Raw genomic sequence first — 26,507 nt, 5'->3', positions numbered from 1 at the left:
TTACTGCGCTGACCGTACGAAAACATGGGCCAGCAGGCAAAAATCCCATTGCCGCAGGCAATTTTTAATGGATTTTTGCGCGTGACTGTGAAGGTACTGAACAGTTACGATATTCCGGAAAATAAGAGCCACTTCGTTTTCCAGCAATATTCAGGTTTTTCCTGTCTTTTCGCGGCTGCAGCTGTACAGATTCACCATAGAGTCGAATCTATACTGCAGTCGCTTTTTTATAGTCATTTTTATTTACAATACTTACAAAACTGTATTTAAAATTACATAAATTGACTTCCCTTTTTCAATCTTATAAACTGTTTATAAAAGAAATAAACAAATTCTTAAAAAAAGAATGGAGGGAAGTTCTATGTTAGAACACATTATGGGATACTTTGGAACTTACACACCGGCAGCGGACGGTGCCATCGCAACATTCCAGTTCGAGTATCTGACCACACTTGGTTTCGCAGCCATCGTTATCTTCTTAGGACGCGCGATTGTCGCTCACAGCGCCCTGCTCAGAAAATATGCTATACCGGCTCCGGTTATCTCCGGTATCATCTTTTCTGTTGTTGTATCTATCATCAAGGGTTCCGGAATCATCGGTTTTTCCTTTGATGCAAAAATCGTAAAAGACTTATGCCAGAACTTATTCTTCCTGTGCGTAGGTTTCGGCTTCAGCTACAAGATGTTAAAGCACGCAGGCGGAAAGCTTTGTATCGCAATCGCAGTTGCAGCCTGTGTCCTGATTACCTTACAGGATGTCGTTGGTTACCTGGTAGGCAGCGCCATCGGTCTTCATCCGCTTCTGGCTCTGCAGTGTTCTTCCTCAGCTATGTCCGGCGGTGTTGGTACTGCTTCTGCATTTGGTCCTATCTTCGAGAACATGGGTGCTCCGGATGCAACCACAGTCGGTGTAGCAGCCGGTACTATGGGCAACATCATGGGTTCCTTAATCGGTGGTCCGGTTGCAGCTTTCCTGATTTCCCGTCACGGTCTGAAATCTGACCCGAACGACAGACCGGAATCCGCAAAAGCAGGTTCAGCAGCTGTTCTTAACAACACCCGTATGATCAAAGCATTTGCCCTGTCTCTGCTTGTAGCAGCACTTGGTATGCCGATCTACTGCCTGTTAGACAACATCCCGATGATCGAGATGCCGAAATTCATCGGCTGTCTGTTCGCAGGTGCTATCGCAAGAAACATCATGGATGCAGCTGGTATCGAATTCCCGGTTCCGGAGATCGACGCTATCGAGCATATGTTCCTGGAACTCTACCTGGCACTGGTTCTGATGACCATCGATATCACAAAGCTGGCTCCGGTAGCTGGTCAGATGGGTATCATCCTCCTTGCACAGGCTATCCTGATGGCACTCTTTGCAATCTTCGTATCCTTCAACGTATTTGGCCGCGATTACGGTGCAGCTGTTATGGCAGCTGGTAACTGTGGATGGGGCTGTGGTTCAGGTCCGAACGCAGTAGCAAACGAGAAAGCCGTTATGGATCAGTATGGATGGCACACCGTTGCTTGGGTTCTGTATCCGTCCTTCGCAGTTATCATCGACGATATTTACAACCCGATTTTCCTTTCCATCTTCTCCAGCCTGATTACAAAATAATCACTGAGACGAGATAGGAACACTTCATATAAGACATCTTTTATATAACAACATACCTAAAGCTCAATTGAAAATGTAACCTGAAAGAAGAGCGTCCGGTTCCCCCCCATAAACCGGAGGCTCTTTTTTGTTACTGTTCACGCATACGTGCCCAGTAACGGAATTTGCCGTGGCTTCGCATTTAAATACGGCAAATTCCTGCTGCCACCACGTTTTCTTACGGCACTTTCGGTTCCAAAAGTGCCTACCTGTGAACAGTTACATTTATATTTTCCTCTTCCTTGGTCTTGTCTTATCACTGTTTTTTATGTTATACTTTTATAGAGTTTTAATATTCTTTTAATCGCTAAGGCAGCATTCGACAGAACCGCTGCGTTTTTTTATATACTGATAAACTACGAAAAGGTGAGATCTATGAAAATAAAAAAACTAGTAAAATTGGCACCAATGATGCTTCTTACCTTCCTGCTCGGACTTTCCGGCTGTTCCGGCAGCACCTCCGCAGATGCGCGGGTCAACGACCATCCCAACGAAGCAGACGAAGAGCTGCACGTTCTGACCATCGGAACTGCCGACAGCGGCGGAACCATGTACCCGGTTGGCAGTGCCATCGCCTCTGTTTTAGCGGACATGATGAACAGCTCAAGGTCAATTTAAGCGCCTCCAACGGTTCCTACACGAACGTGGAAAATATCAAAAACGGACAATTTGATATGGGACTGGTCAGCGGCGATGTGGCATTTTCCGCCTATCAGGGAACGGACGAATTTTCCGGTCATCCGGTCGAATCCCTGCGGGCGATCGGGGCCGTCTATTCAAGCCTGTCCACCTGGATGGCGCCGGAATCCGAGCATATCTCCTACGTTCATGAACTCGCCGGACACCACATTGCCGTCGGACCAGAAGGATCCACCACGGAGCTTTCCGCCCGCACCGCTCTCAAGGCAGCCGGGCTCAATATTGCCAACACTGCCCTTGAAAACTACAGCTTCTCCGCCAGCGTGGACTCTGTCTTAAACGGTAAACTCGACGCCGTCCACAGCTTCGCCGGAATCCCGGTCCACAGCCTGACCGACCTGGCCAGCCAGACGCCCTGCCGCCTGCTGGAGTACACTGACGAAGAACTGCAAAAAATTCTTGCAGCCAGCCCCTTCTACGTCCGCGCCACCGTCCCAGCCGGTACCTATCCGGGACAAACCGAGACACTGAAAACCTTCGGAATCAAATGCCTTCTCTGCGTGGACGCATCTATGGACGAACAGCTGGTCTACACCATCACCAAGATTCTCGACGAATCCCGTGAAGAACTGATCAGCACCCACCCATCCTTAAGTAACTTATCTGATCCGGAATATATATGCAGCCAGCTCCTATTCCGCTGCATCCGGGAGCTGAGAAATATTATACGGAACAGGGGCTGTTGAAAACAGAGTAACATGATAGCAAACAAAAACAGATAACACCCAAAACCTGGCGCATGGACAAATTTTCCTAAGACAAAAAAGCCAGGGCTGCAGCATTCCGCAGTCCTGGCTTTTTCGATGCCCGATTACCTGATTATTTTTACTTCCGGATCTCCCGCAGCAAATTCACCATCTCGATTGCTCCCGTCGCGCAGTCAAATCCCTTATTTCCGCTCTTTGTTCCCGCTCTCTCGATCGCCTGCTCGATCGTATCCGTCGTCAGCACACCGAACATAACCGGCACGCTGCTTGCCAGAGAAACCTGTGCGATTCCTTTCGAAACCTCGCTGCACACATAATCATAATGGCTTGTGCTTCCACGGATAACTGCACCCACGCAGATCACCGCATCATACTTTCCGCACTTCGCCATCTCCGACGCAATCAGCGGAATCTCAAAAGCACCTGGAACCCACGCAACATCTACATCCTCCTCCGAGACATTGTGACGGCGCAGCGCATCCTGCGCGCCTGCAACCAGTTTCGAGGTGATAAACTCATTGAATCGTGCCGCCACAATTCCGATCCTCATATTATTTTCCGCTACTACGTTTCCTTCAAATGTACGCATAAGTACCATCCTTTCCGACGATCTATTTTCGCCTGTCACTTTTTCTATTTAAAATTCAAAATATGTCCCATCCGCGCCTGCTTCGTTTTCAGGTAAAATCCATCATACGGCGTTGCCTCCATCTGAATCGGCACGCGCTCCTTGATTTCCATGCCAAAATCCGAAAGCTGATATACCTTATCCGGGTTATTGGTCAGAAGACGCAGCGTCTTGATTCCCAGATCCTTTAAAATCTGCGCCCCAATGTAGTATTCCCGCAGATCGCCTTTAAATCCCAGCGCCAGGTTCGCATCCAGCGTGTCCATACCGCCATCCTGCAGCTTGTAGGCGCGCAGCTTATTTAAAAGCCCGATGCCGCGTCCCTCCTGCCGCATATAGAGGAGAACGCCTCGTCCCTCTTTCTCAATCTGGGTCATCGCCGACGCAAGCTGCTGTCCGCAGTCGCACCGCAGGGAACCAAATGCATCGCCGGTCAGGCACTCCGAATGCACGCGGCAGAGTACATCCTTCCCATCTCCGATATCGCCCTTGACGAGTGCCACATGGTGTTCTCCATTTAAGAGATTCAGGTAGCCATACGCGCGGAACTCGCCGTATTTCGTCGGCATCCGCGTCTCTGCCACACACTCGACCAGCTTTTCATGTCTCTTGCGGTACTCCTGCAGCTGTTTAATGGAAATCATCGCCAGACCCCATTGTTCTGCCATCGCAAATAATTCTTCCGACCGCATCATCGTTCCATCCTCGCGCATGATCTCGCAGCACAGACCGCATTCCGGCAGCCCTGCAAGCCGCATCAAGTCTACCGTCGCCTCTGTGTGACCGTTGCGCTCCAGAATGCCGTTTTTCTTCGCCATCAGCGGAAACATATGTCCCGGACGGCGGAAATCCTCCGGCTTTGTGTCCGGATCCACGCACGCGCGCGCCGTAATACCGCGCTCCTCGGCAGAAATACCGGTGGTCGTCGTTTTATGGTCGATCGATACGGTAAACGCCGTCTCATGGTTATCCGTGTTATCCATCACCATCTGTGGGAATTGTAGCTTCCGGCAGATTTCTGCGCTCATCGGCATACAGATTAAGCCCTTCGCATGCGTCGCCATGAAATTGACATTTTCTGTCGTGGCAAAACTTGCCGCGCAGATAAGATCGCCTTCGTTTTCGCGATCCTCGTCATCCGTAACCAGGATTAAATGTCCCTGTTTCAGCTCGTCCAGAGCCTTTTCAACTGTATCAAACTGCTTCATTGTTCTCCTCCTCTATTAAAATCCATACCGCTGCAGAAATTCTCTTGTCATGCCCTTTCCTGCCTTATCCTCTTCTTCTACTCCCATCAGCTTCGCCACATACTTTCCAATGCAGTCATTTTCCAGATTGACGATATCGCCTGCCCTCTTAAACGCAAGCGCTGTCTCCTGCAGTGTATGCGGGATGATGGAAACGGAAAATGATACGTGATCCACCCGTGCGACCGTCAGGCTGATTCCGTCGATCGCGATCGATCCTTTTTCCACAATCAGCCGCAGAATCGGTTCTGGGGCCTGAATCGTATACCAGACGGCATTTCCGTCCCGGCGCACATCCCGGATGGTTCCAGTTCCATCGATGTGACCGGAGACGATATGTCCGCCAAACCGTCCGCCCGCCAGCATCGCCCGCTCCAGATTGACCGGGCTTTTGACACCCAGCGCCCCCAGGGACGAACGGTTCAGCGTCTCATGCATTACATCCGCACAGAAATAATCTCTCCCAAATGACGTGACCGTCAGACACACACCGTTGACCGCAATGCTGTCTCCCAGATGGACATCCGAGAGCACCTTGGACGCAGCAACCGTCAGCCGTGCCGAGACTGCCTGGCGCTCAATCGCACGGATCCTTCCCACTTCCTCTATGATTCCTGTGAACATCTTTTCTCCTTTTCAAATCAGCGATTTTTTCCCGTTCTAATACCGCCTCATGCATCTTGACCGGACACCTCATATTCCAGCAGCAGATCCTCTCCCAGCCACACTGCCTCCGGCTTTTTAAGAAGAAATGCCTCCGGCGGCGCATCCACGCCGGTTCCCCTCACCGGGGTCGGGGCGCCTGCACCTCCGAAAATCTTCGGAGCAATGTACGCCTGCACCCGGTTCACAAGCCCTGCCTTTAAAAACGACCATGCCAGCGTCCCGCCGCTCTCGACCATCACGCTGTCCACTTTCTCCTCGCCCAGCCGCTGCATCATCGCCTGCAAATCCAGTTCTCCCTCTTTTGCCGGGACACTTAAAACACGACAGCCGGCGTCCTCATATGCTTTCTTCCTTCCGGCATCCGATACCGCCGTCACAATCCAGGTCGGTGTCTCCCGCGCGGTCTGTACCACGGTCGATGAAAGCGGTGTCCGAAGCTTCGTATCTGTAATCACCCGGATCGGATTTTTTCCTCCCGGAATCCGGCAGGTCAGCTGCGGATTGTCCGCCAGCACCGTCGAAACGCCAGTCAGAATCGCCATATAACGCCCGCGGTCCTCATGCACCCGCTTCCGCGCCGCCTCGCCGGTGATCCACTGGGATTTACCCGACACCGTCGCTATCTTTCCGTCGAGTGTCATCGCGTATTTCAGCACCGTAAACGGAAGTTTCGTCCGCATAAAATGGAAGAACACCTCATTCCGCCGTTCACACTCTCCGCGTAAAACTCCGGCCACCACTTCCAGCCCTTTTTCCCTCAGAAGCCGGATGCCGCGCCCTGCCACCACCGGATTCGGATCCGTGCAGCCGACAATCACGCGCTTCACCCCGGATGCCAGCACCGCTTCCGTACACGGCGGCTGTTTTCCGGTGTGACAGCAGGGTTCCAGCGTCACATACAAATCTGCTCCCGCCGTCTCTTCGCCCCGCTCTGCCGCATTCTTAAATGCCTCCCGTTCTGCATGAAGCTGTCCATATCGTGTATGATATCCCTCGCCGATGATGTGTCCATCCTTTACCAGCACCGCGCCGACCATCGGATTCGGATTGACCCATCCGTGCCCTTTTTCTGCCAGTGCTAACGCCTGCTTCATATATTCCCGATCCTGTGGCTGCTCACCGGGAACCTTTACATGGATTCGTTCCATCTTTTTCCCCACCTTTCTATCAAAAGAATGTGCCAAGGCACATTCTCGCACCGAACGCGGTCGCCTGCGACATATTTCTGCTTCGAGCAAGTGTGCATCCTCACGGAGCGTTTTTTTGTTTCATATGATACAATTTTCTATTGAAACAAAAAAGCCCTGAAATGTGAAATACTTTTATTTTCACATCTCAGGGCTTATAATTTCTATTTTATAATATCTTTCATGATATTAATTATCGTAAATATTTTTTTACATCCATTCTCGATGACTTTTCTCTCTCTTTTGCCATAGCGATATATATCCGCCATATCCATCATCCGGGGGAGTGTATCTGGAAGCTTCCCGGCACCGCCGTTTTTATTTACGTTTTCTCTTCTTTCATCCAGACTATACAGTCGGTTTTGGAATTACACCAAATCATGCGCCATGCGCTCGCGGACTTTACCGCCGGTCGGGAATTACACCCTGCCCTGAAGATATCGTTATTTTGTTGTCATTCATTATCTGTATTGCATTATAGATCCAAAGAATCCGTTTGTCAATCCATTATTTTTTCATTTATTGATGGATGACAGCGTTATCTGACATACATTTTCAGCCATTTTAAGCGCCGCCTCAAGTGTCTGCTTCCACTGCTTTCCCGTTCAATTTAGCGCGCTCTACACAGCGCCCCATAATGCGCCCAATCAAAAGAAGATACACGATCACCGACACCGTCGTTCCGCCGAAATCCGATACCACTTCTGCGTAGAAAACATTTTCAACTCCCGCAAACACCGGAATCAGGAACACGCTGACCAGGTACAGCAGCTTCCGGAACATTGACAGCGAGATCGCCACCGACGGCACACCCATTCCGGTAAATCCATCTACGACCTCATACTGGACTGCCAGCGGAATAATCCCCATCGTGTAGACCCGGATCGCCCAGATGGTCAGTTCCACATAGGACTCATTGCGCGTAAAGAGATACACAAAATACTGCGCCAGCGTCCGTGAAAACAGGAACATGATGCTGCACTGCACCACCGCCAGCAATGTGATATACTTCTGTGCGCTCCGGATCCGATCCGGGCGTCCCGCGCCGAAATTGAAGCCCAGGATCGCCCCCGTTCCCGATGTAATGCCTCCGAGCGGCATCGTCACGATCAGCATAAAGCTCTGCACGATTGTCGTACAGGTCAAAAGCATGTCCGCCTCCGCGCCGCCATACATCTGAATTACCGTATTGAGCGAAATGATCAGCACATTGTCAAATGCAATAATCAAAAATGGCGACAGTCCCATCAGCGCAATCTTACAGACTGTCTTCACCTGCGGACATTCAAATTCAAGCCGCAGAAGCACGCGGTTTCCACGCAGAAAACGAAGGACAAAGACCGCCGACGCAAGCTGTGACAAAACCGTGGCAAACGCTGCCCCCGCCACGCCCATGTCAAGCACAAAAATAAACACCGGATCCAGCACAATATTCGTTACCGCGCCGAGCGCCACCGAAATCATTCCAATCCGCGCAAATCCCTGGCAGATAATAAACTGGTTCATTCCGATGGAAAGCAGTGCAAAGACCGTTCCCAGCAAATAGATCGTAAAATACGATTCCGCATACGGCAGAATCGCCTCACTCGCACCAAACCGCGTCAAAATCTCACGTTTAAACACAAACAGAACCAACGTCAGAACCGCCGACAGCCCGACAATCATCCAGAAGCTGTTCGCCAGAATCTTTTTCGCTTTCTCATCCTGCCCCTCACCCATACGGATGCTCATGAGCGGCGAGCCGCCCAAACCGACCAGATAGGCAAACGCGGAGATCAGCGTCACAATCGGTCCGCTGACACCGACACCCGCAAGCGCTGTCTCCCCGATCACCGGGATATTTCCAATATAGATTCGATCGACCACGCTGTAAAGCACATTGATAAACTGCGCCAGCATCGAAGGAATCGCCAGGCGGAGCACCAGCTGACAGATATCGTCCCGCCCCAAATCATTTTCTATCTTCATATGTATCCCACCTCCGTATGAAACCCGCCCTGCTATTTTATTTTCTTAACTTTTCCTCCCAGAACTGGTTCCATGCGTGTTTCTTTCGCCAGAGTCTACTCTCTCTTCTGTCGTTACTGTTCACACACGTGTGCCCAGCAACGGGATTTTGCCGATGCTGCGCATTCCAAATCGGCAAAATCTGCTGCCAGAACTGTATCGTACGGAATTTTCAGTTCAGAAAATTCCTACCTGTGAACAGTTACCCTCTGTCCTTTATACCGTCTGCCCGCCAAAATGTCAATGAGATATTCCTGATAAAAATTACCCCATTTTTGCACAGTAAAAAGCGCGGCACTGCAAGCAGGTCCGGCGCTTTTTACCCAATATCGGTTGCTGGTTGTCAACCGATACCGAAAAGATCCCAGCAGAAAATCTTGGACAGTTCGTAACGGAGTGTAATGCATCAAGGAATTTCGAGTAACTTGATTTGTTTTTGTTCGTCTCTGTCCGCGTTCTTCCGCGCGGGAATGATTTTCATCCGTTCAATAAGTTAATGCGCTGCATACGCATTTTATTGCACGTTAATCAAAAAAATTTTTAAAACTTTTTTTGATATAGACTATTTTATTATGAAAACCTGTTTTCGTCAAGTTTTCAGGGGTTAAATTATTACAAGTTGTTACAGGAAAATGTATTTGAGAACGAAGAGCACCGCCAGCACATACATCAGCGGAGTGATCTTCTTTGCTTTTCCTGCTGCCACATTCAAAAGCACATAAGAGATAATTCCCATGGAAATACCCTCGGAAATGCTGTAGAACAACGGCATGGCGATGATTGCCAGATATGCCGGGATTGCCTCGGTGATATTGTCCTCATCGAAACGAATTTCGGTTACAGTTCCCACCATCAGGAAGCCAACCATGATTAATGCCGGAGCCGTCGCAAAGGACGGGATCGCCGTAAAAATCGGTGCAAACAGGGTGGAAAGCAGGAACAGGAGTGCCGATACCAGGGCAGTCAGACCGGTACGTCCGCCGACTGCAACACCCGATGCAGACTCAACGAAGGTAGTCGTTGTGGAAGTACCTAATACCGCACCAAAGGAAGTTGCGATCGCATCTGCCATCAGCGCCGGACGGATACCCGGAAGACGGCCTTCCTCGTCCAGCATGTCTGCCTTGGTTGCTACACCAATTAATGTACCAAGTGTATCAAAAATATCTACAAACAGGAATGAGAAAATAACTACGATAAAATTGATAATTCCAACTGCATCGAAGTCAACGGTAAAGCATTTACCAAAAGTCTCTCCCAGTTTGGAGAAATCGGTGATTCCCAGGGTCGGGAACAGGGTGTAGAAACCATTCTCTACGTCCGGTGTGTAAATGCCGGTTACCTGGCACAGCATACCGAGAATCCAGGTTCCCAGAATGCCGTACAGAATCGCGCCCTTCACACGGTAGGTGTATAAAACCGCCATGATAAACAGACCGATCAGCGCCAGCAGCGCGCAGATACCTGCGGTATGGAAATTTTCCGGGAAGCTGATGATCGTTACCAGTGTGGAAGAGTCTACTGAAAGTCCCGCATTCTGAAGACCGATAAATGCGATGAACAGACCGATACCGACGGACACACCGCGCTTTAAAGTCAACGGAATCGCATTGAAGATCGCCTCGCGCACGTTTGTCAGAGACAGCACGATGAAGATCAGACCCTCTGCAAATACAGCCAGCAGTGCAACATGCCAGCTATAGCCATAGCCCGCGCACACCGTATACGCCATATACGCGTTGAGCCCCATGCCTGCGGACAGAACGAACGGCAGGTTCGCCATAAATGCCATGCAGGCAGTACCGATGAATGATGCCAGAGCCGTAGCCAGAAGCACCGCAGTCGGGTCCATGCCGGTCGATCCGAGGATGCTCGGATTAACTGCCAGAATGTACGCCATCGTCATAAAGGTCGTAATTCCAGCCATGACTTCCGTCTTTACGGTCGTCTGATGCTCGGATAGCTTAAATACTTTTTCAAACATCTTTTCTTCTCCTTGTGTTTTTCATTCTATGATTCAACCGCTACAAAATCTCATGAAGCGGACGGCGCACCTTTTTGCGGGTGATCTCCACCAGCCCAAGCCGCGTCATATCCACCAGAATGGTCTTGACGGGATCTCTGGAAAGTTCCTCTCCCAGAACCCGCATCAGGCTCTCCTGATCTTCTTTTGATTCCATATCGATAAAATCTACAATAATAATTCCCGAAAGATTGCGAAGGGAAAGCTGGCGCGCCACCTCATGCGCCGCCTCCAGGTTGATCTTTAAGATCGTCTCGGCAGGCGTCTTTTTCCCTGTATATTTTCCTGTATTGACATCGATCACCGTCAATGCCTCGGTTGGCTCGATGACCAGATAGCCGCCGGATTTCATCCAGACACGGCGATCCGATGCACTTTTAAGCACCGATTCCAGGCGGTACAGCTTCATTAATGGAAGGTTCTCATCTGTATATAGGGACAAGTTCGGAACCGCCTGTTTTATGCTTTCATTTTTATCTGCCTGGGTCTGATTTTCTTTTTGTTCCTTGTCCTCTTCTTTCTCTTCCTCCAGCCATGCCTCAATCTTCTTCGCATACTCCGGCACATCTGTGATGATCTCCGAAAGGGTTCCTTTCTTCGCATCCCTAAGACTCTGGATATAGGGCGGCGTACCCTGCTCTAAAAGGCTGTAACAGGTGCGGCAGGCTGCCCGGGCAAAAAGTTCTTCCATCTGCTGTTTCAGCTTCTCTGTTTCTGCACAGAGTGTTTCGATGGAAGCCGACGCCCCGTTCGTCCGGACAATCAGTCCAAAACGCTCATCCTTATGTGTCAGAAGTTCCTCCCGCACCTTCTCTTTCCAGGCATTATCCTTGATTTTTGTCGAAAATCCGATCTGCGGTTTTCCAACCGTCAGAACCATATAGGTACCCGGAAAATTCAGACAGCAGGTCACGGACGGATCCTTGGTTTTCAGGGCGTCGCGGGACACCTGGACAAGAAGCTCGTCTCCAGCTTTTAGTTTCCGTGGACTTACTTTTTTCTCAGAATTTCCAGAATATTCTAATGAACATAGCTGGTTCAGCTCGTCTGTATAAAGCAGAACCGGGTTCTCCGCCAGACTGAAATACCCGGTTTTTCCACCGCCGAGGTCAACAAACGCGGCGTTGATGTTTTTTACCACATTTTTTACCTTGCCGATGTAAATATTCCCCAGCAGGCTTTCATCGCCAGATTCCAGCGTCAGCGACCGGCAGTGCCCGTCCGAGAGGAGCGCCGTCAGGCTTCGATCCTTCCATTTTGTCACTATTAACTGATCCAAACTCTTCGTCTCCTCTCATTTTTTGCTGCCATTCACACTTCGTGCTACCTGCAGCCGGATTTTGCTGGCGCTTCGCATTTCATCTCTTAATGAACATTGAAGCATTTACACAATCTCGCTTCCATACGCCTCAAGCGGCACATACTCCGGTGCGCCCTCGGCGCCCTCGTCCGCATACAGCTCCTCGCGCTCGACCTGAATGGCAAACGGACGGTAGGTCAGCCCCAGGCTCTCATAGAATGCCTGCAATACCTGCTCCGGCTTTCCGTTTGCCGCACTGCCCGATAAGAGGCACAGGAAGACACAGATTCCTTCTGCCTGTTTTTCCTCCTCAACCGTCTCATTTTCCAGATCCGGATACCAGTCTGCGACCATCGCCGGAACATACTCTTTCCGCTCCGCGATTCGCGCCTCACAGATCAGCGGACGCAGATCCACGGTTCTCTCGCCCTTTTTCGTCTGCTTCACAAACGGAATTGTCTCGTTTTTGCAGAATGTCAGGAATTTCCCGAAAAATTCTTCTACACTGCTGCCGTCCTCCGGTGCAAATCCCTCTTTAAACCAGAATGTGTAATCAGCAGCTGCCACCAGCGACATCGCATTCTTTGCCGTCTCCGGAAGCTCGCGGTAGCTGAGCACCTCCAGCCCCTCGGCGCTGACCTCATTTAAGCGGCGCACCATCCCGGTCGAATTTCCGCTGGAATTGACATCAATATCCACATACTCCGCATGGCTGATAAGCCCCACGCTGAGCGGAGACGCAAACGACATGATCTGGTGCGGGCTGAATCCTTCGCTATAACGGATATCCACTTCCGCCCGGCGCATCACCTTCTGGAAGTAACGCATCACGTCCAGATGACCGATAAAACGCACCGTTCCCTGTTTTTGAAATTTAATTCGTATCTTCATGACCGCTCCTTCCTCATGCCCGTTCTTCGAAACAGACTCCGCCGCCGTACTTACGGACACCACATCCCGAACAGCGCATCCGGCAGTTCGGCGTTACCGTTTCCGCCTGTGCGTTCGCCCACTCACGTTTCAAGAAATCCTTCGTCACACCCGCGTCGATAAAATCCCACGGGAACACTTCATCAAGGCTTCGCTCACGCGTCGTATAGAAATCAATGTCCACGCCGCAAGTCTCAAACGCCTTCATCCAGATATCATTGTTGAAATACTCTGACCAGGAATCGTAGATTGCACCTTTGCGGTATGCCTCCTCAATCACAGCTGCCACCTTGCGGTCGCCGCGCGCCAGAACACCTTCCAGCACGGTCACATCCGCCTCATGCCAGTTATAGCGGATACTCTTCTTATTTAACATCTCTTTCATGCGGTGGTTGACGATGCTCGCGCGCTCCAAGAACTGCTCTTTCGTGCACATCGGCGCCCACTGGAACGGGGTAAACGGCTTCGGCACAAAGAACGAGGTGCTGGCGGTTACCTGCACCTTGCCGTGGCGCTGCTCCTTCGGAACCGTGTCATAATACACTTCCGCCACCTTCTCCGAAAGCTCGGCAATACCCTGCATATCTTCCACGGTCTCGGTCGGAAGTCCCAGCATGAAGTAGAGCTTTACGCGGTTCCAGCCGCCCTTGAACGCCTCGGCGGAACCATTTAAAATATTTTCCTCGGTCAGACCCTTGTTGATAACGTTACGCAGACGCTGGGATCCCGCCTCCGGTGCAAAGGTCAGGCTGCTCTTCTTCACATCCTGCACCTTACTCATGACATCGAGGGAAAATGCGTCAATACGCAGTGACGGCAGGGACACATTGACGCCCTTTCCGTCAAACTCGTCAATCAGGAAATTGACGATTCCCTCCAGCTTCGTGTAATCACTGGAGCTCAACGAACTCAGCGAAATTTCCTCATGTCCGGTGCTCTTTAGCATCGTCCGCGCCAGACGTTTCAGTTCCTCCAGGCTGCGCTCGCGCACCGGGCGGTATACCATGCCCGCCTGACAGAAACGGCATCCGCGGATACAGCCGCGCATGATCTCAAGAACCACACGATCCTGCGTCGCGCGCAGATACGGAACCACCGGCTTCTCCGGATACCAGGTATCGCTCATATCCATGACAAGCTGCTTGGAAACGGTCTGCGGCGCGTGCGGGTTGTTCGGCATCATCGCCTCGATCGTGCCGTCCTCTTTGTATGTCACATCATAAAATCCCGGCACATAGATACCCGGAATCTGTGCCGCCTGCTCCAGAAATTCCTTCCGGCTGCCGCCGCGCGCCTTGATCTCCTTGTAGCGGTCGATGAGGTCATAATACACCACCTCTCCCTCACCCATGTAGAAGAGATCGAAAAATGGTGCAATCGGCTCCGGATTGTAGGTACACGGACCGCCGCCGATAACGATCGGATCCTCCTCGGTACGATCTTCTGCATGAAGCGGAATCTGTGATAATTCCAGCACCTGCAAAATATTGGTGTAGCACATTTCGTACTGGATTGTAATTCCAAGGAAGTCAAAATTTTTGATCGGATCCTGGCTTTCAACAGCAAACAGCGGAATCTTCTGCTCCCGCATGATCGGATCTAAGTCCATCCACGGGGAATAAACGCGCTCACAGTAAACGTCATCCCGGCGGTTGAACATATCATAAAGAATCTGGATGCCCAGATGGGACATACCGATCTCGTACACATCCGGAAAGCACATGGCAAACCGGACTGCTACCTTCGACGGATCCTTCTTCACCATATTCACCTCGCCGCCAATATAACGCGCCGGCTGGGAGATCTTGAGAAGGATTTCATCACTTAATGCTAATTTTCTCATAAAATTATTTTTACCTACATTTCTCATTTTTTGCGATGTGTTCATCGCTGTTTTTTAGTTCTTTTTTTGTTCTTCTCCGTAAGCGTAAAAACACAAATTCTTGTCAAGTATTTTTTGCAGACAGTTTACATAACTTTTTTTCACTCTTACAGCAAAAAAATTGTTTCTGAAATACGCACAATTCTGATTTTTCATTTTTTTACGGACAAATCTGTTGCATATGTGCAGATCAGACCGCATTATTATACGGTATTTTCCGCGTTTCCGCAACAGATTCTTTCCCGAAAGAAATTTTTCGAACTCCTATCATCGAACTTTTTATCAAGTTTTCCGAATATTCATCAAATCCAGGAACCTCAAATAACATCGGCTCGATGAGCTTTGCCGTTCCCATGACCAGTACGCTTTTCAGCGCACCAAAGTCCGGGGGCTTTTCAAAGACAGCAAGACTGACATTTTTATTCCTCTCAAGTCCTATGAACTTCTCGCCGCCTTCTGTAAAAATCCAAAACTGGCCATCATGATAGCTATATTCCAAGAGAGTACATCGCACATAGTCACCGATTCCGGCAGCTAATGCACATACTACATTGCCGTGAAGGGACTCCAGAACCTCCATTTCATTAGTTCGCTTAGCGCGAACTTCTGTATTGTCTGATTCAGAACAAAAAATCCCCCGTTGGTTTTGAGGTAAATTGTTATCAGCTTACCACATATATTGTTCTTTTCAAATATTCCGCAAGCATATATAACGGAACATTTGTCAGCCAGTCTTCCTGCTTATAATTTGACATACTGCTACGAATCGCCATGCCCGGCTTATATTTATCGCAAAATGCCCTCAAACTCCTGGCACGGAGATTCTGTTCTGCCTTCACCTCAATCGGAACGCAGTCTAAATCTCCCTGCAACATAAAATCTATCTCTCCAGTTGATCGTGCTGTTGCAAAATAATAAAGCGGATATCCTGCAGCGTGTAACTCCTGTGCAACATACTGTTCCGTAAGTGCCCCCTTGAATTCTTCAAAGATCCGGCTTCCCTCCAATAGAAGTCTTGCTGATAGTCCGGCCTTTGCTGTTAACAATCCCACATCGAACATGAACATTTTAAAACTGTTCATTTCCATGTACGCAATCAGTGGAATATCTGGCTTTGATACTCTATAGCTTTTCAGGATTAACCCTGCATCTTCCAACCACTGAATTGCAAGTTCAAAATCTTTTGCCCGTGCACCCTCTCGTAGTACTCCATACATAAACTTACGATTTTCCTTAGCCAATTGGGAAGGAATCGAATTCCAGACCATCATGATGCGCGGAACAACTTCCTTTGGCGCATGTTTGCTAAAATCCTCTTCATAGTACTGCAGAAGATTGTTTTGGATCTCACGTACCTCAAATAGATCATCGGAATCAATATATGTCTGGACTACTTCTGGCATTCCGCCACATAATAATACTTTTTTAACAAATCCGTATATTTCCCGGCATATGCATTGATCAGTTCATAATCTTGGGACCTCAACGCTTCATGCAACCCCTTTTCACCAACTGCCAAAATGAATTCATTGAAGCTCATAGGGCATAATTTTAAAAAATCAACTTTCCCAACAGGAAAGGATGTTCCCTGATGTAATGCAACACCGAGCAGGGAACCAGCTGCAATGATAGAATACTGCGGTGCATTCTCATAGAAATATTTTAAAGATGCCAGCGCCTTTGGTGCTTCCTGGATCTCATCAAAAATAATCAATGTATTTTCAGCCTGAAAACTCTTTCCGTACTCAATTTTGATTGCAGAAAGGATCCGCTTTAAGTCAAAGTCTAGGTCAAATACATCCTTCATTGCTTTATTATTATCAAAATTGATATAGACTGTATTTTCATAGAACCTGGCTCCAAATTCCTTCATAATCCAGGTTTTTCCGACCTGGCGCGCTCCTTGTATGATCAGCGGCTTTCTGTTCTTTTTATTCATCCATCGTTCCAGTTTCGTAAACAGCTCTCTTTCCATTAAGAAACCTCCTGCGCAACATATACATCCAAAAGCATCTGTATTCTATCTTAACACTTTTCAGGGCATATTTCCATTGCTAAACAGCATTTTTGCGGACATTATTTTATTATAAATCACATTTTTTCGATTAATATTATTATAATTCCAACATTTTTTCGGACATATTCATTCTTCCAGAAGCGCCCATTTGACGACCTCCAGATAGACCGAAAGCGTTTCTTCTTTTTCGTGTTCCAGAAAATGGGGGAAGGTTCCGCTTGGAATACAGTTGATTTTTATAGCCATATGTAAAGTCTTTTTGTATTGCAAAAAGCTATATCATAGATATAAGGATTCCAATCAGTATGCTTCCCGCACCGTCCAAAGACATCAAAAATGAGGTGTCCTATACAGCCTGATTGGGTAAAAAAATACCCCGTTGGCTTCCCAACGAGGCATCGAAGATTATAATGTTTTAATTTGATTTCTGATTTCAGAATGTAGATGCATTCTTGGATTTTTATTCACTTTACAGTCCAATCATATTGGCAAAAAGTACAATCAACGGAATCGCAACCAGTGTTCTCTCCAGGAAGATAACCAGCAGTTTCCAGAAATTCAGCGGAATCTCACTTTTGATGATAATGGTTCCTACCTCTGTCAGATATATAATCTGAACCAGAGATAAGACACCGACCACAAATTTTGTCTTCACGGAGGTAAGTCCCACCGACAGAAGCGCCGGAATAAACATATCTGTGAATCCAACCAGTGTTGCCGGTGCTGCTGCAAAACTTTCCGGAACTCCCAGTGCCTGCAAATACATTCCCATCGGATAAGAAATCCAGCTGAAGAATGGAGTGTAGGTCGCGATAATCAGGGCAATGGTTCCCCAGGATACTACGATGGGAATCAGGTCAAAAAACATGCCCATCAGAACCTCAAAACCGCTTGTGACTACTGTTTTTGCAGTAAATTTATCCGCACGCTTGCAGCTCATCTCCAGAGCATAAGCAAACATCCCTTTTTCCTGTGGAATATCCTCATCAATCTGCTTTCCAACTGCCTCTCTATAGGTATTCGGAATGGTACAGATCGGTGGAATTCTAGCTATGATGACAGCCAGGATGATTCCCACCACACAGATGCACAGGTAAAATGGAGGGAAAATATTGGAAATTCCCATGGTATCTGCTACCATCAGACAGAACGGAATGGATACCAGAGAGAAGTTAGTCATGATATATCCAGCCTCTCTCCTGGTGTAAAAGCCCTTCATATACTGCTCTCTGGTCAGGATAACCGCCGCATTGGAGGCACCAAACCAGGATGCAATCAGGTCGATGGAAGCTCTTCCCGGTACATGAAACAGCGGACGAACCACCGGTCTTGCGATCACTCCCAGAAATTCCATAATTCCGCAGTCAGTCAGAAACGGCATGATAAAACTAAAGGCGATAACGATGCTGATCAGCGTTCCGCACAGATCCACCATGGTTGCTCCGGTATCGGCGGAAATCACCTGCTCCGGTCCGATTTTAAATACAACCATAACGGCAAATACCGCACCAATTATCTTAGAAACAAGATACAGCGGTGTGGTTGAAAAAGCTCTGGACAGATAATGATTCTTCCGAATCCAATCCGGCTTTGCGATGTAGTCATACAAACTGACCACGGCCGATACCACCAGAATCGCCATAATGATGTAGGGCAAACTCGCACCAAATAGTCCCTTAATCCAGCTTTTCAGAAAATCAAGCAGTGTTGTAAATGATTCTCCCTGCGGAATCGGCACAAGGAACATCAAAACACCAAATGCTGAACCAAACAGAAATTTACATAGATTCTTTGCTGTCACATATGATTTTTCCATATTGTCTCCTCTCGTTTTGCTTTTCTCCCAGAATCTTTCATCCGTAACTGTTCGCGCATGCGTGCCCAGCAACGGAATTTTGTTCAGCTGCACCCTTTATTGACTATAATTCTTCCACCTTACATAAGGCGTCATAAACCATGTCTTCCGTCACCTCATACGGAATATGCTCCATATCCGGACCGGTCACAATCTCTTTTAATACAGCCGTAAGCGCTTCTCTCTCAAGAGGAGCCCCCATCTCGGCTAAGGTGGTGCGGATTCCAAGCTTTTCAAGAAATCCCTTCATTTCCCGTGCTTTTTCTTCTTCGCCGTCTATCATCAGCTGAACCAGCACACCATAGGCTACCACATCGCCGTGAAGGTTTTTCTCCTCAAAACCAGGAAGCAGCACCAGTCCATAGTAGACAGAATGTGCGATCGCACCGTTATAATCATCCAGAACCAGAAGCGATACCAGACCGGTGCTCACGATATTGGCAAGAACCGCCTGCTCCAGCGCCTCACCCGCCTGGTTTTCCCGGCATTCCTCCAGCGCACTTTCTGCATACTCCCGAAGCGGCAGATAACACATATTACTGATTTCACGTCCAAGTGCCGAACTGTGCGTCAGCCGGTCGCCTCTCGCAGAAAAATGGCACTCAAAGTATTTTCCCAGCGTATCACCGATTCCCGCCCGCAGGTAGCACTCCGGGGCAGCGGCAATAATCTCTGTGTCAATAAAGCTGTGGCGCGCCGGTTTCTCATAGAAGTAGAAACTGTCAAAATTTCCGTCCTCCTTATAGACAACCGAGAGGGCCGTCGTCGCCGCGCAGGTTGCCGCGATCGTCGGGAAGGTAAAAACCGGAAGGGCGCATTTTTCAGCCGTTCCCTTCGCTGTATCCAGCGCCTTGCCGCCTCCCATGCCAAAAATCATATCCGCACCGCATTTTTTTACGTGTGCAGCAATTTTTTCCATCCCGGCATAGGTACAGTCCTCTCCAAACAGGACTGTATCCACGATCGTGACCGGATTTTCCCCTTCTGCAAGCGCTTGCAGAAGCTTTTCCTTTCCTGCCTCCAATGCCAGTTTTCCACCGATCAGCAGCGCTTTCGTACCGTATTGGCGGCACACTTCATTTACATTTTTATATGCTTCTTTTCCGATTGTATAATTCGCAAAATTTACCGAATAAGTCATCTTACAGCAACTCCTTTAATTTCTTCAAACGTGCCAGTGCCTCGTCGATCGTCTTCTCCTCCCGTGCAAAATGCAGACGGATCAGATTGTTTACATTTTCCCGGAAAAAGCTGGAACCCGGAACGGCTGCCACGCCGATATTTTTGATCATCCACTCGCAGAACTCCAGATCGGTATATCCGGCAAACTGCGGCAGATCCAGGAACTCCTGGATATCGATCATGACAAAATACGTTCCCTGCGGCACATTGTGCTTCAGACCGATCGCATCCAGACCTTTTAAGAAATGCTCCCTCTTCTTTGTATAGAGCGCCAACAGGTCGCTGTAATAGGATTCTGGAAATTCCAGCCCCACCACGGCAGCCTCCTGCAGCGGTGCGGCTGCTCCGACGGTCAGGAAATCATGTACCTTTTTCGCTCCCTCGATCACTTCCTCCGGTCCGATCAGATAGCCCAGTCTCCAGCCAGTGATTGAGTATGTCTTAGAAAGGGAATTACAGGTAATTGTGTGCTCGTACATACCCGGAAGGGACGCCATGCAGACATGCTCGTTCGGCGCATATACCATGTGCTCATAAACCTCGTCCGTCACAACGAATCCATCATATTTGACTGCCAGCTCCCCGATCCGGGTCAGCTCTTCTCTGGTAAATACCTTTCCACACGGGTTGGACGGGTTGCAGACGATGATCGCTTTCGCGCCCGCCTTAAAGCCCTCTTCTACCAAATTGATATCAAACTCATACGTCGGCGGCACCAGCGGAATATAGATCGGCTCTGCTCCGGACAGAATCGCGTCTGCCCCGTAATTTTCATAAAATGGGGAAATTACCATTACCTTGTCGCCCGGATTGCAGATGGTCATCATAGCACTCATCATCGCCTCGGTTCCGCCGCAGGTAACCACAATCTCCGTCTCCGGGTTGATCTCGCGTCCGATGGCCTTTCCCTGTTTCTTAGCAAGGGCCTCACGGAAATTCTCTGCACCAAATGTAATGGAATACTGGTGAGGTCCCTCATAGGCCACCTCTGCTAATCTGTCCAGAATTGCCTTCGGCGGATCAAAGTCTGGAAATCCCTGGGATAAATTAATCGCTCCATACTCATCACTAATTCTTGTCATGCGTCGGATTACAGAATCCGTAAATGTATTAACACGGTCACTTAACTTTGGCATACTATTTACCGCTCCTTTTTCGTTATATATGTTCTATTTGGTTGCTTTCTTTTAAAAACAAATATATAATATGGTATAACGTTACGGTATAGTCAAGAAGGAAATGAATATTTATGCAAAAACTCAAAAATGCGTGCATACGAACCGGCGATTTTGCAAAATTATGCAACACAAACAAGCGCACACTGATTCATTATGATGAAATCGGGCTCTTTAAACCCGCCTATATTGATGAAAAAGGCTATCGGTATTACAGTGAAAGCCAATTTGATGTGTTTTTTACCATCACCTGTTTAAAAGAACTTGGGATGCCTTTAAAAGAAATCGGTGCTTTTTTAGACCGGCGCAATCCGGAGTCATTAAAAGCACTTCTTTTGAAACAACGTGAAAAGATTAAGAAGGAGGAAGAACACCTCCGCAAAATTAAAGAAGTGGTTGAAACAAAATTATCCCTGGTATCACTCCAGGAATCACTGAATCAGAAACAGGCAGAACGTACAGAAGATGAATTATTCTTCCATACAGAAAATAAAAATGGTCGTATTTTTCTCGAGACGACACCGGAAGAATATCTGATTCTCAGCGATCCGATTCATACAGATGACCATCATAAAATCATCCAGGCTCTTTGCCGCCACATCGGTTACTGCAATGCCCACGCTCTAAATGCCGGTCATCCTTATGGTGCCATGCTTGATGTGGCAGATTTACGAAAAAATCATCTGGATACCTATGCTTATTTTTTCACAAAAGTTATAACAAAACCGAAAAATCACCCCTATCACTTAAAACCGGCCGGAACCTACGTGGTTGCCTACTTAATGGGAAATTACTATGACTCGAAAGACACCTACGAAAAACTCTTTGATTGGATCGATGAACACAAGTTTAAAACCGGAAAATACTCTTATAAAGAGGCTGTGATCGACGAATTGGCCACAGCCTCTCCCAGTGAATATCTGACGAAAATATCGATACAAGTGTTTTAACCCTGCCGCTTCATCGCGTTTCCTCCGCACTGCCCTTACATTTCTCATAAGCAAATAGCGCCGCTCCCAGCGCACCGCAGAGCTGCGCCTCATCACAGATATAAAGTTTAGCACCAAGCTTCTCTTCCAATGCCTGGATGATACCCTGGTTCTTCGCCACACCGCCGGTCATCATATATTCGCCTGGATGATCCTTTCCAAGGCGGGCTGCCAACGCGCCGACTTTTGAGGCAACTGACACATTTAAACCGTGGATAATATCTGCCACATTCTTATTCTGTGCCACCAGCGACACGACCTCCGACTCTGCAAACACCGTACACATGCTGGAAATCACGATATTATGCTTCCATTCCAGCCCTTTCACACTCATTTCCTCCAGGGAAAGTCCCAGCGTTTTCGCCATCATTTCCAAAAAACGTCCCGTTCCGGCGGCACATTTGTCATTCATCAGGAAATTTTTCACGGCTCCCTGCCCGTCGATGCTGATCGCCTTGATATCCTGCCCGCCAATGTCGATGATAGTGCGGACATTCGGATTCAGATAATTTGCGCCCTTGGCATGGCAGGTAATCTCCGTGATGCTGTCATCCCCGCTGTCAATGTAGGATCGTCCATATCCGGTCGTATCGATCCGCACGATCTCCTCTTTCTTAATTCCCGCTTTCTCAATCGCCAGATCCAGACTCTTCTCGGCGCTCATCATCGCACCGCCGCCGGTCGGAATAATCATCGTCGATTTAATTTTTCCATCCTGATCCAGTATGACCACATCCGTACTTGTCGAACCGCTGTCGATTCCCGCTACATAAAAAATGCCCGACTCCATCTTCTTTCTTGCCTCCTCACTGATACCTTTTCCCGGATCCATATCCTCTGATCCCTCGATCGTCTCCTCAAATGCCTGAATGCGCGTCAAAAGCTGCCCCGCGCTCTGGCTCGTAAAATCAGTCTCAATCTTAAGGAGCGGAACCTTGATATCCCGCTTGATACTCGCATACTCAAATCCATAATAATCACAGAACTTGATCGTGTGATAAATAATTCCCTTTAAATTCGGATCCAGATACAGACGGTTTCTGCGGATCGAACGGTTCATGCGGAAACACGGCATCTGTCCCAGCAGGACGTCCGCGTAAGAAAGAAACAGCTCCTCTTCCTCCATATTCCACATTTCATCCTGTACGACCGACAGTTTCCGACCACCCGTACAGGTCAGATTTTCCACATCCATCTGGATATTGTCCCGGATCATATCCTCCAGAATACCGCTGACCCGCACGCCCAGCACACCAATGTACGGCTCCGTGTTCATTTCCGGCGTAATAAAGGACTTGATAAAAGCGCGTTTATCAAACACTTTCCCGGAATATGCCTCATATGCCTTTTTAAGCCTCCGGATCGTGCCCGCAAATTTCACTTTTTCACATTCATTATCATCATGCGGCAGATCCAGCATATATAAAAACTTACATTTTCCCGTGCTCTCCACGATATCGTAAACGCGCCGCATCGAATCGCAGCAGTTTACCAGCACCAGCTGTTCAACCTTTCCTTCCAGCACTGCCTGAATGACCGATTTTCCAAAGCCGCACAGATTTGCATGTGCAATCTGATCCGACTGTTCGAAATTTTCCGGCATTTCCTCCAAAACAGAACATTCTTCTCCAAACCCCCGGAACAGCTCGATCGGGGTGTACTTACAGACGTAATAAATCATGCGTGTTTCTCCTCCTTGCCCTTTTCCAGCATTTCCACAAACGCTTGAAGCCGCGTCGATACCTGACCGTCGCTTGTATTGGCAGGGTTGCAGCCGTCACCATCGAGAATCATCGTCGGAAGTCCTGTCTTTTCTAAGGACTGCTTAATCAGGCTGGATGCACCAATCGTTCCCTTACAGCCCCAGTGGGCAAATAAAACAGCACCATCCGCTTCCGTGATCCTGGCAAGCCGTTCCGCTTCCTCAACTCTCTGTTTCACACTGCCATTGTAAATGCAGTAGACCATTTTCTCTGCCATCGCCTCATACGGGTCTTCCGCATGCATCTCCTGAAAACCATTTGCGATGAAATCACAAGCGCGGATGTGCATTTTCTTACTATAATTAAAAATATCCTTAACCGGCTCCTGTAAAAATGGCATGATGTGCATCCAGATTACCGAAAGACCATCTCCCCTCGGTGACATCCGCACATCGCGCAGAAGTTTTTCCGTATAGGTAACCGCCGTCTCTGAGCCAGCCATCAGATGGCACATAAAAAGCGCATACAATTCATTCGTCAGAGAGGTCACCGGGTCATGCGCACACCGCAGGGCAAGCTGTTTTTTATAATTCGCTGCCGCTTTCCGGCTGTTATCTACCGCACTCCGCACTGTTTCCTCCGAAATCCGTCTGCCCGTCGTCTCCTCCAGAAACCGTTTCAATTTCCGCAGCTGATCCGCCACATACAGAACCGATTCCCGGTTTTTCTCATACGGAACATCAATATAAAAGCCTGGACATTCAAATTTATCCTTTAAATAAGGAAACGTCATCATATTTCCATCACACGCAAGGTTCGTATAAATCATGCAGTTCGGTTTTGGCAGAATCCCCGTCAGCGCCGCCCCCAGAAACACCCTGTGGTACGAACACATCGTCTCCGGAAATCCTTCCTCCTCCGTTTTCCGAAGAAACGTCTGCTCACACTTCGTTCCCGCCATAAAACAGGACATCGCCTCCACTGAGTACGGCGTCAGCCCTGCCGCCATCACCAGCTCTCCCGGCACAAATATGCTGACCATCGCCGCATTCTCCGGTTCCGACAGCGACTGAATGATATTTTTCATAACCACCCGCGCCACATACTGTCCCGACGACGGCAGCCCCCGATCCGGCAAAAACTGAAGCTTCTTTTCCTGCAGGCGGTATCCCGCAAGAAGCAGCCGACGCGCTTTTTCCGGATCCTTAAGCGCCTGGCTGCTCACCCTATTTCCAAATTTTTCAATTACATCCATTGTTCTTTCTTCCATTCTTTTAAGTTCATTTTTCTGTCATATCGCCCTGATGCAGATGGATATAGTTCCGCGCCTTTGCAGGCAAACGGGCATTCTTTATTATAGTCAGTTGGATGGGAATTGTAAATATATCGGATATGAAACGCGAAACAGAGGGGGGAAGAGCTTTACACCTGTGACAAAATCATCTATATTCCAAAAAACTGAGCAAACAACCACCGTAAACGATGAATAATCCACCGTATTGCCCACTGCCCCCCTTGGTATCCTTCTCCTTAAATAGGCAGTGGTTCATGGTGTTCTGGTGTTTGATTTTCAACATCAATCAATCTGCTGCAGCGTTCCTTTATAAAGTTGCTCCACGGTAACAGCTTTTCTATACCTGCGGGCTCATTTTTGTAGTCCGGCATATAAAGTAGTACTGTGTAGAGATACTGGAACACATTCAGATTGTTGGCTTTTGCGGTTTCTACGATACTGTACATGACAGCACTCAAAGGTGCATTGACTAAAAGAAAAAGATCGTATAGAAAAGCCTTTTACTTCAGCACCATACCTTCTGAAGATCGTAAGTCCGTCTCGGTAGGTTTTCACTGTTTTGGAACTGGCACTGTCCTGAGGAATATATACTATCAGGAAATCATGACATACCCTTGTATACACAAAATAATCAGTGAAAAAGGGTATGATGGGTCAGTTGCTTCTTTAAGAATGTTTATTCAAAAAGAAAGAATTCGTTGCGTGACCGCTCAAAAAGAAGATGCTTGTTCTGATTATCAGCCGAAAGAATACGTACAACGCCGATCACTAACGCAATTAATATATAAAGGGTTGGACGATGTGAAAACAATCAGTCAAGAACAATATGAGCAAGTTTTAAAATCATACCCAGTGATTGCCGACCTTTATGTGACCATAAAGGAATTTTATGAAATTATATATTCAAAGCATGAAGAAAAGCTAGACGCATGGCTTGTTAAACTGGAAAAATTTAATATTCCTGAGTTGCAAACATATGTGAATGGTATAAGACAGGATATTGTTGCTGTGAAAAATGGAATTGCCATGCAATATAATAATGGTTTGGCAGAGGGAAGCGTTAATAAACTCAAAGTAATAAAACGTATTATGTATGGCAGAAATAGTTTTAAATTATTGAAGGCAAAAGTACTGCTTCATGAACAATTTCGCTGTGAAATCAACTAAGTGTGGAAAGAGCCTATGGAGCTTTTACGAGGGACTTGCATTTCAATCCACGCCTCCGCGAGGGAAGCGACGATCGGGACTATTACATATACCGCATACGATATGATATTTCAATCCACGCCTCCGCGGAGGGAGCGACCCGGGGCGCTCTTGGTACTGCATTAGGAGGTGGAATTTCAATCCACGCTTCCGCGA

22 protein-coding genes and 1 riboswitch are annotated in these 26,507 nt (G+C 48.1%); of the genes, 5 read left to right on the top strand and 17 right to left on the bottom strand.

What is annotated here, in order from left to right; genetic code table 11:
• The first annotated feature begins 361 nt into the window (after positions 1–361).
• From DWX76_RS12645 to DWX76_RS12640, 3 genes are all read left to right on the top strand, one after another.
• The gene (locus DWX76_RS12645) at positions 362–1,615 is read left to right on the top strand and encodes a sodium/glutamate symporter (RefSeq protein WP_107001073.1); all 1,254 of its coding nucleotides are present in this window, start codon (positions 362–364) and stop codon (positions 1,613–1,615) included.
• 414 nt (positions 1,616–2,029) lie between these two features.
• Positions 2,030–2,272 carry a hypothetical protein gene (locus DWX76_RS14615; RefSeq protein WP_243022575.1) on the top strand — a complete coding sequence of 81 codons (243 nt, stop codon included), beginning with the start codon at positions 2,030–2,032 and terminating at the stop codon, positions 2,270–2,272.
• Positions 2,273–2,298: 26 nt separating this feature from the next.
• Positions 2,299–3,039: a TAXI family TRAP transporter solute-binding subunit gene (locus tag DWX76_RS12640; protein WP_243022574.1), complete on the top strand. Its 741-nt coding sequence runs from the start codon at positions 2,299–2,301 to the stop codon at positions 3,037–3,039.
• 139 nt (positions 3,040–3,178) lie between these two features.
• On the opposite strand, the gene ribE is transcribed toward DWX76_RS12640, so the two are convergent.
• The 15 genes from ribE to DWX76_RS12570 form a co-directional block, all read right to left on the bottom strand.
• On the bottom strand, positions 3,179–3,649 hold the full coding sequence (ribE, locus tag DWX76_RS12635; protein WP_107001075.1) for a 6,7-dimethyl-8-ribityllumazine synthase: 471 nt from the start codon (positions 3,647–3,649) through the stop codon (positions 3,179–3,181).
• A gap of 44 nt (positions 3,650–3,693) precedes the next feature.
• Positions 3,694–4,896, bottom strand: a complete 1,203-nt coding sequence (locus tag DWX76_RS12630; RefSeq protein WP_107001076.1) for a bifunctional 3,4-dihydroxy-2-butanone-4-phosphate synthase/GTP cyclohydrolase II — start codon at positions 4,894–4,896, stop codon at positions 3,694–3,696.
• A 15-nt stretch (positions 4,897–4,911) separates the two neighbouring features.
• Positions 4,912–5,559 carry a riboflavin synthase gene (locus tag DWX76_RS12625; protein WP_118471970.1) on the bottom strand — a complete coding sequence of 216 codons (648 nt, stop codon included), beginning with the start codon at positions 5,557–5,559 and terminating at the stop codon, positions 4,912–4,914.
• 47 nt (positions 5,560–5,606) lie between these two features.
• Complete coding sequence (ribD, locus tag DWX76_RS12620; RefSeq protein WP_118570808.1) at positions 5,607–6,749, bottom strand: bifunctional diaminohydroxyphosphoribosylaminopyrimidine deaminase/5-amino-6-(5-phosphoribosylamino)uracil reductase RibD; 1,143 nt, start codon at positions 6,747–6,749, stop codon at positions 5,607–5,609.
• A 366-nt stretch (positions 6,750–7,115) separates the two neighbouring features.
• Positions 7,116–7,231: riboswitch (FMN riboswitch) on the bottom strand.
• Positions 7,232–7,364: 133 nt separating this feature from the next.
• On the bottom strand, positions 7,365–8,756 hold the full coding sequence (locus DWX76_RS12615; RefSeq protein ID WP_118570807.1) for an MATE family efflux transporter: 1,392 nt from the start codon (positions 8,754–8,756) through the stop codon (positions 7,365–7,367).
• A gap of 661 nt (positions 8,757–9,417) precedes the next feature.
• Positions 9,418–10,779 carry an NCS2 family permease gene (locus tag DWX76_RS12610; RefSeq protein ID WP_022359656.1) on the bottom strand — a complete coding sequence of 454 codons (1,362 nt, stop codon included), beginning with the start codon at positions 10,777–10,779 and terminating at the stop codon, positions 9,418–9,420.
• Positions 10,780–10,819: 40 nt separating this feature from the next.
• Entirely contained in the window at positions 10,820–12,097 is a 1,278-nt protein-coding gene (locus DWX76_RS12605) for a ribonuclease E/G (RefSeq protein ID WP_118570806.1), read from the bottom strand.
• A 105-nt stretch (positions 12,098–12,202) separates the two neighbouring features.
• Positions 12,203–13,009, bottom strand: a complete 807-nt coding sequence (locus DWX76_RS12600; protein WP_118570805.1) for a TIGR03936 family radical SAM-associated protein — start codon at positions 13,007–13,009, stop codon at positions 12,203–12,205.
• A gap of 13 nt (positions 13,010–13,022) precedes the next feature.
• On the bottom strand, positions 13,023–14,891 hold the full coding sequence (locus DWX76_RS12595; protein WP_118570810.1) for a TIGR03960 family B12-binding radical SAM protein: 1,869 nt from the start codon (positions 14,889–14,891) through the stop codon (positions 13,023–13,025).
• A gap of 229 nt (positions 14,892–15,120) precedes the next feature.
• Positions 15,121–15,510, bottom strand: a complete 390-nt coding sequence (locus tag DWX76_RS12590) for a pyridoxamine 5'-phosphate oxidase family protein (RefSeq protein WP_118570804.1) — start codon at positions 15,508–15,510, stop codon at positions 15,121–15,123.
• 82 nt (positions 15,511–15,592) lie between these two features.
• Positions 15,593–16,333 carry a DUF4143 domain-containing protein gene (locus tag DWX76_RS15205; RefSeq protein WP_412694072.1) on the bottom strand — a complete coding sequence of 247 codons (741 nt, stop codon included), beginning with the start codon at positions 16,331–16,333 and terminating at the stop codon, positions 15,593–15,595.
• Positions 16,321–16,803: an AAA family ATPase gene (locus DWX76_RS15200; RefSeq protein WP_412694071.1), complete on the bottom strand. Its 483-nt coding sequence runs from the start codon at positions 16,801–16,803 to the stop codon at positions 16,321–16,323. The genes DWX76_RS15205 and DWX76_RS15200 overlap by 13 nt, the downstream gene beginning before the upstream one ends.
• 613 nt (positions 16,804–17,416) lie before the next feature.
• Positions 17,417–18,763, bottom strand: a complete 1,347-nt coding sequence (locus tag DWX76_RS12580) for a YjiH family protein (protein WP_147353866.1) — start codon at positions 18,761–18,763, stop codon at positions 17,417–17,419.
• A gap of 103 nt (positions 18,764–18,866) precedes the next feature.
• On the bottom strand, positions 18,867–19,943 hold the full coding sequence (locus tag DWX76_RS12575) for an iron-containing alcohol dehydrogenase family protein (RefSeq protein ID WP_118522539.1): 1,077 nt from the start codon (positions 19,941–19,943) through the stop codon (positions 18,867–18,869).
• Between the two features lies 1 nt (position 19,944).
• Positions 19,945–21,120 (bottom strand): pyridoxal phosphate-dependent aminotransferase, encoded by a 1,176-nt coding sequence (locus DWX76_RS12570; RefSeq protein WP_118570802.1) that lies wholly within the window; start codon positions 21,118–21,120, stop codon positions 19,945–19,947.
• A gap of 113 nt (positions 21,121–21,233) precedes the next feature.
• Here DWX76_RS12570 and DWX76_RS12565 point away from each other — a divergent pair, with 113 nt between their 5' ends.
• Complete coding sequence (locus DWX76_RS12565) at positions 21,234–22,109, top strand: MerR family transcriptional regulator (protein ID WP_118570801.1); 876 nt, start codon at positions 21,234–21,236, stop codon at positions 22,107–22,109.
• Between the two features lie 10 nt (positions 22,110–22,119).
• Here the strand turns inward: DWX76_RS12565 and DWX76_RS12560 are convergent, their stop codons facing one another.
• Together DWX76_RS12560 and DWX76_RS12555 are read right to left on the bottom strand one after the other, a co-directional pair.
• Positions 22,120–23,829 carry an acyl-CoA dehydratase activase gene (locus DWX76_RS12560; protein ID WP_118570800.1) on the bottom strand — a complete coding sequence of 570 codons (1,710 nt, stop codon included), beginning with the start codon at positions 23,827–23,829 and terminating at the stop codon, positions 22,120–22,122.
• On the bottom strand, positions 23,826–25,106 hold the full coding sequence (locus tag DWX76_RS12555; RefSeq protein WP_118570799.1) for a 2-hydroxyacyl-CoA dehydratase family protein: 1,281 nt from the start codon (positions 25,104–25,106) through the stop codon (positions 23,826–23,828). Before DWX76_RS12555 ends, DWX76_RS12560 begins: the two co-directional genes overlap by 4 nt.
• Before the next feature lie 483 nt (positions 25,107–25,589).
• Here DWX76_RS12555 and DWX76_RS12545 point away from each other — a divergent pair, with 483 nt between their 5' ends.
• A complete protein-coding gene (locus DWX76_RS12545; RefSeq protein ID WP_147353865.1) occupies positions 25,590–26,312 on the top strand; it encodes a transposase in 723 nt (240 codons plus the stop codon).
• Positions 26,313–26,507 lie beyond the last annotated feature (195 nt).

It is taken from the genome of Clostridium sp. AF21-20LB, assembly GCF_003478795.1.
GTDB classification, from domain to species: domain Bacteria; phylum Bacillota; class Clostridia; order Lachnospirales; family Lachnospiraceae; genus Otoolea; species Otoolea fessa.
This window is presented reverse-complemented; position numbering and strand designations above follow the sequence as displayed.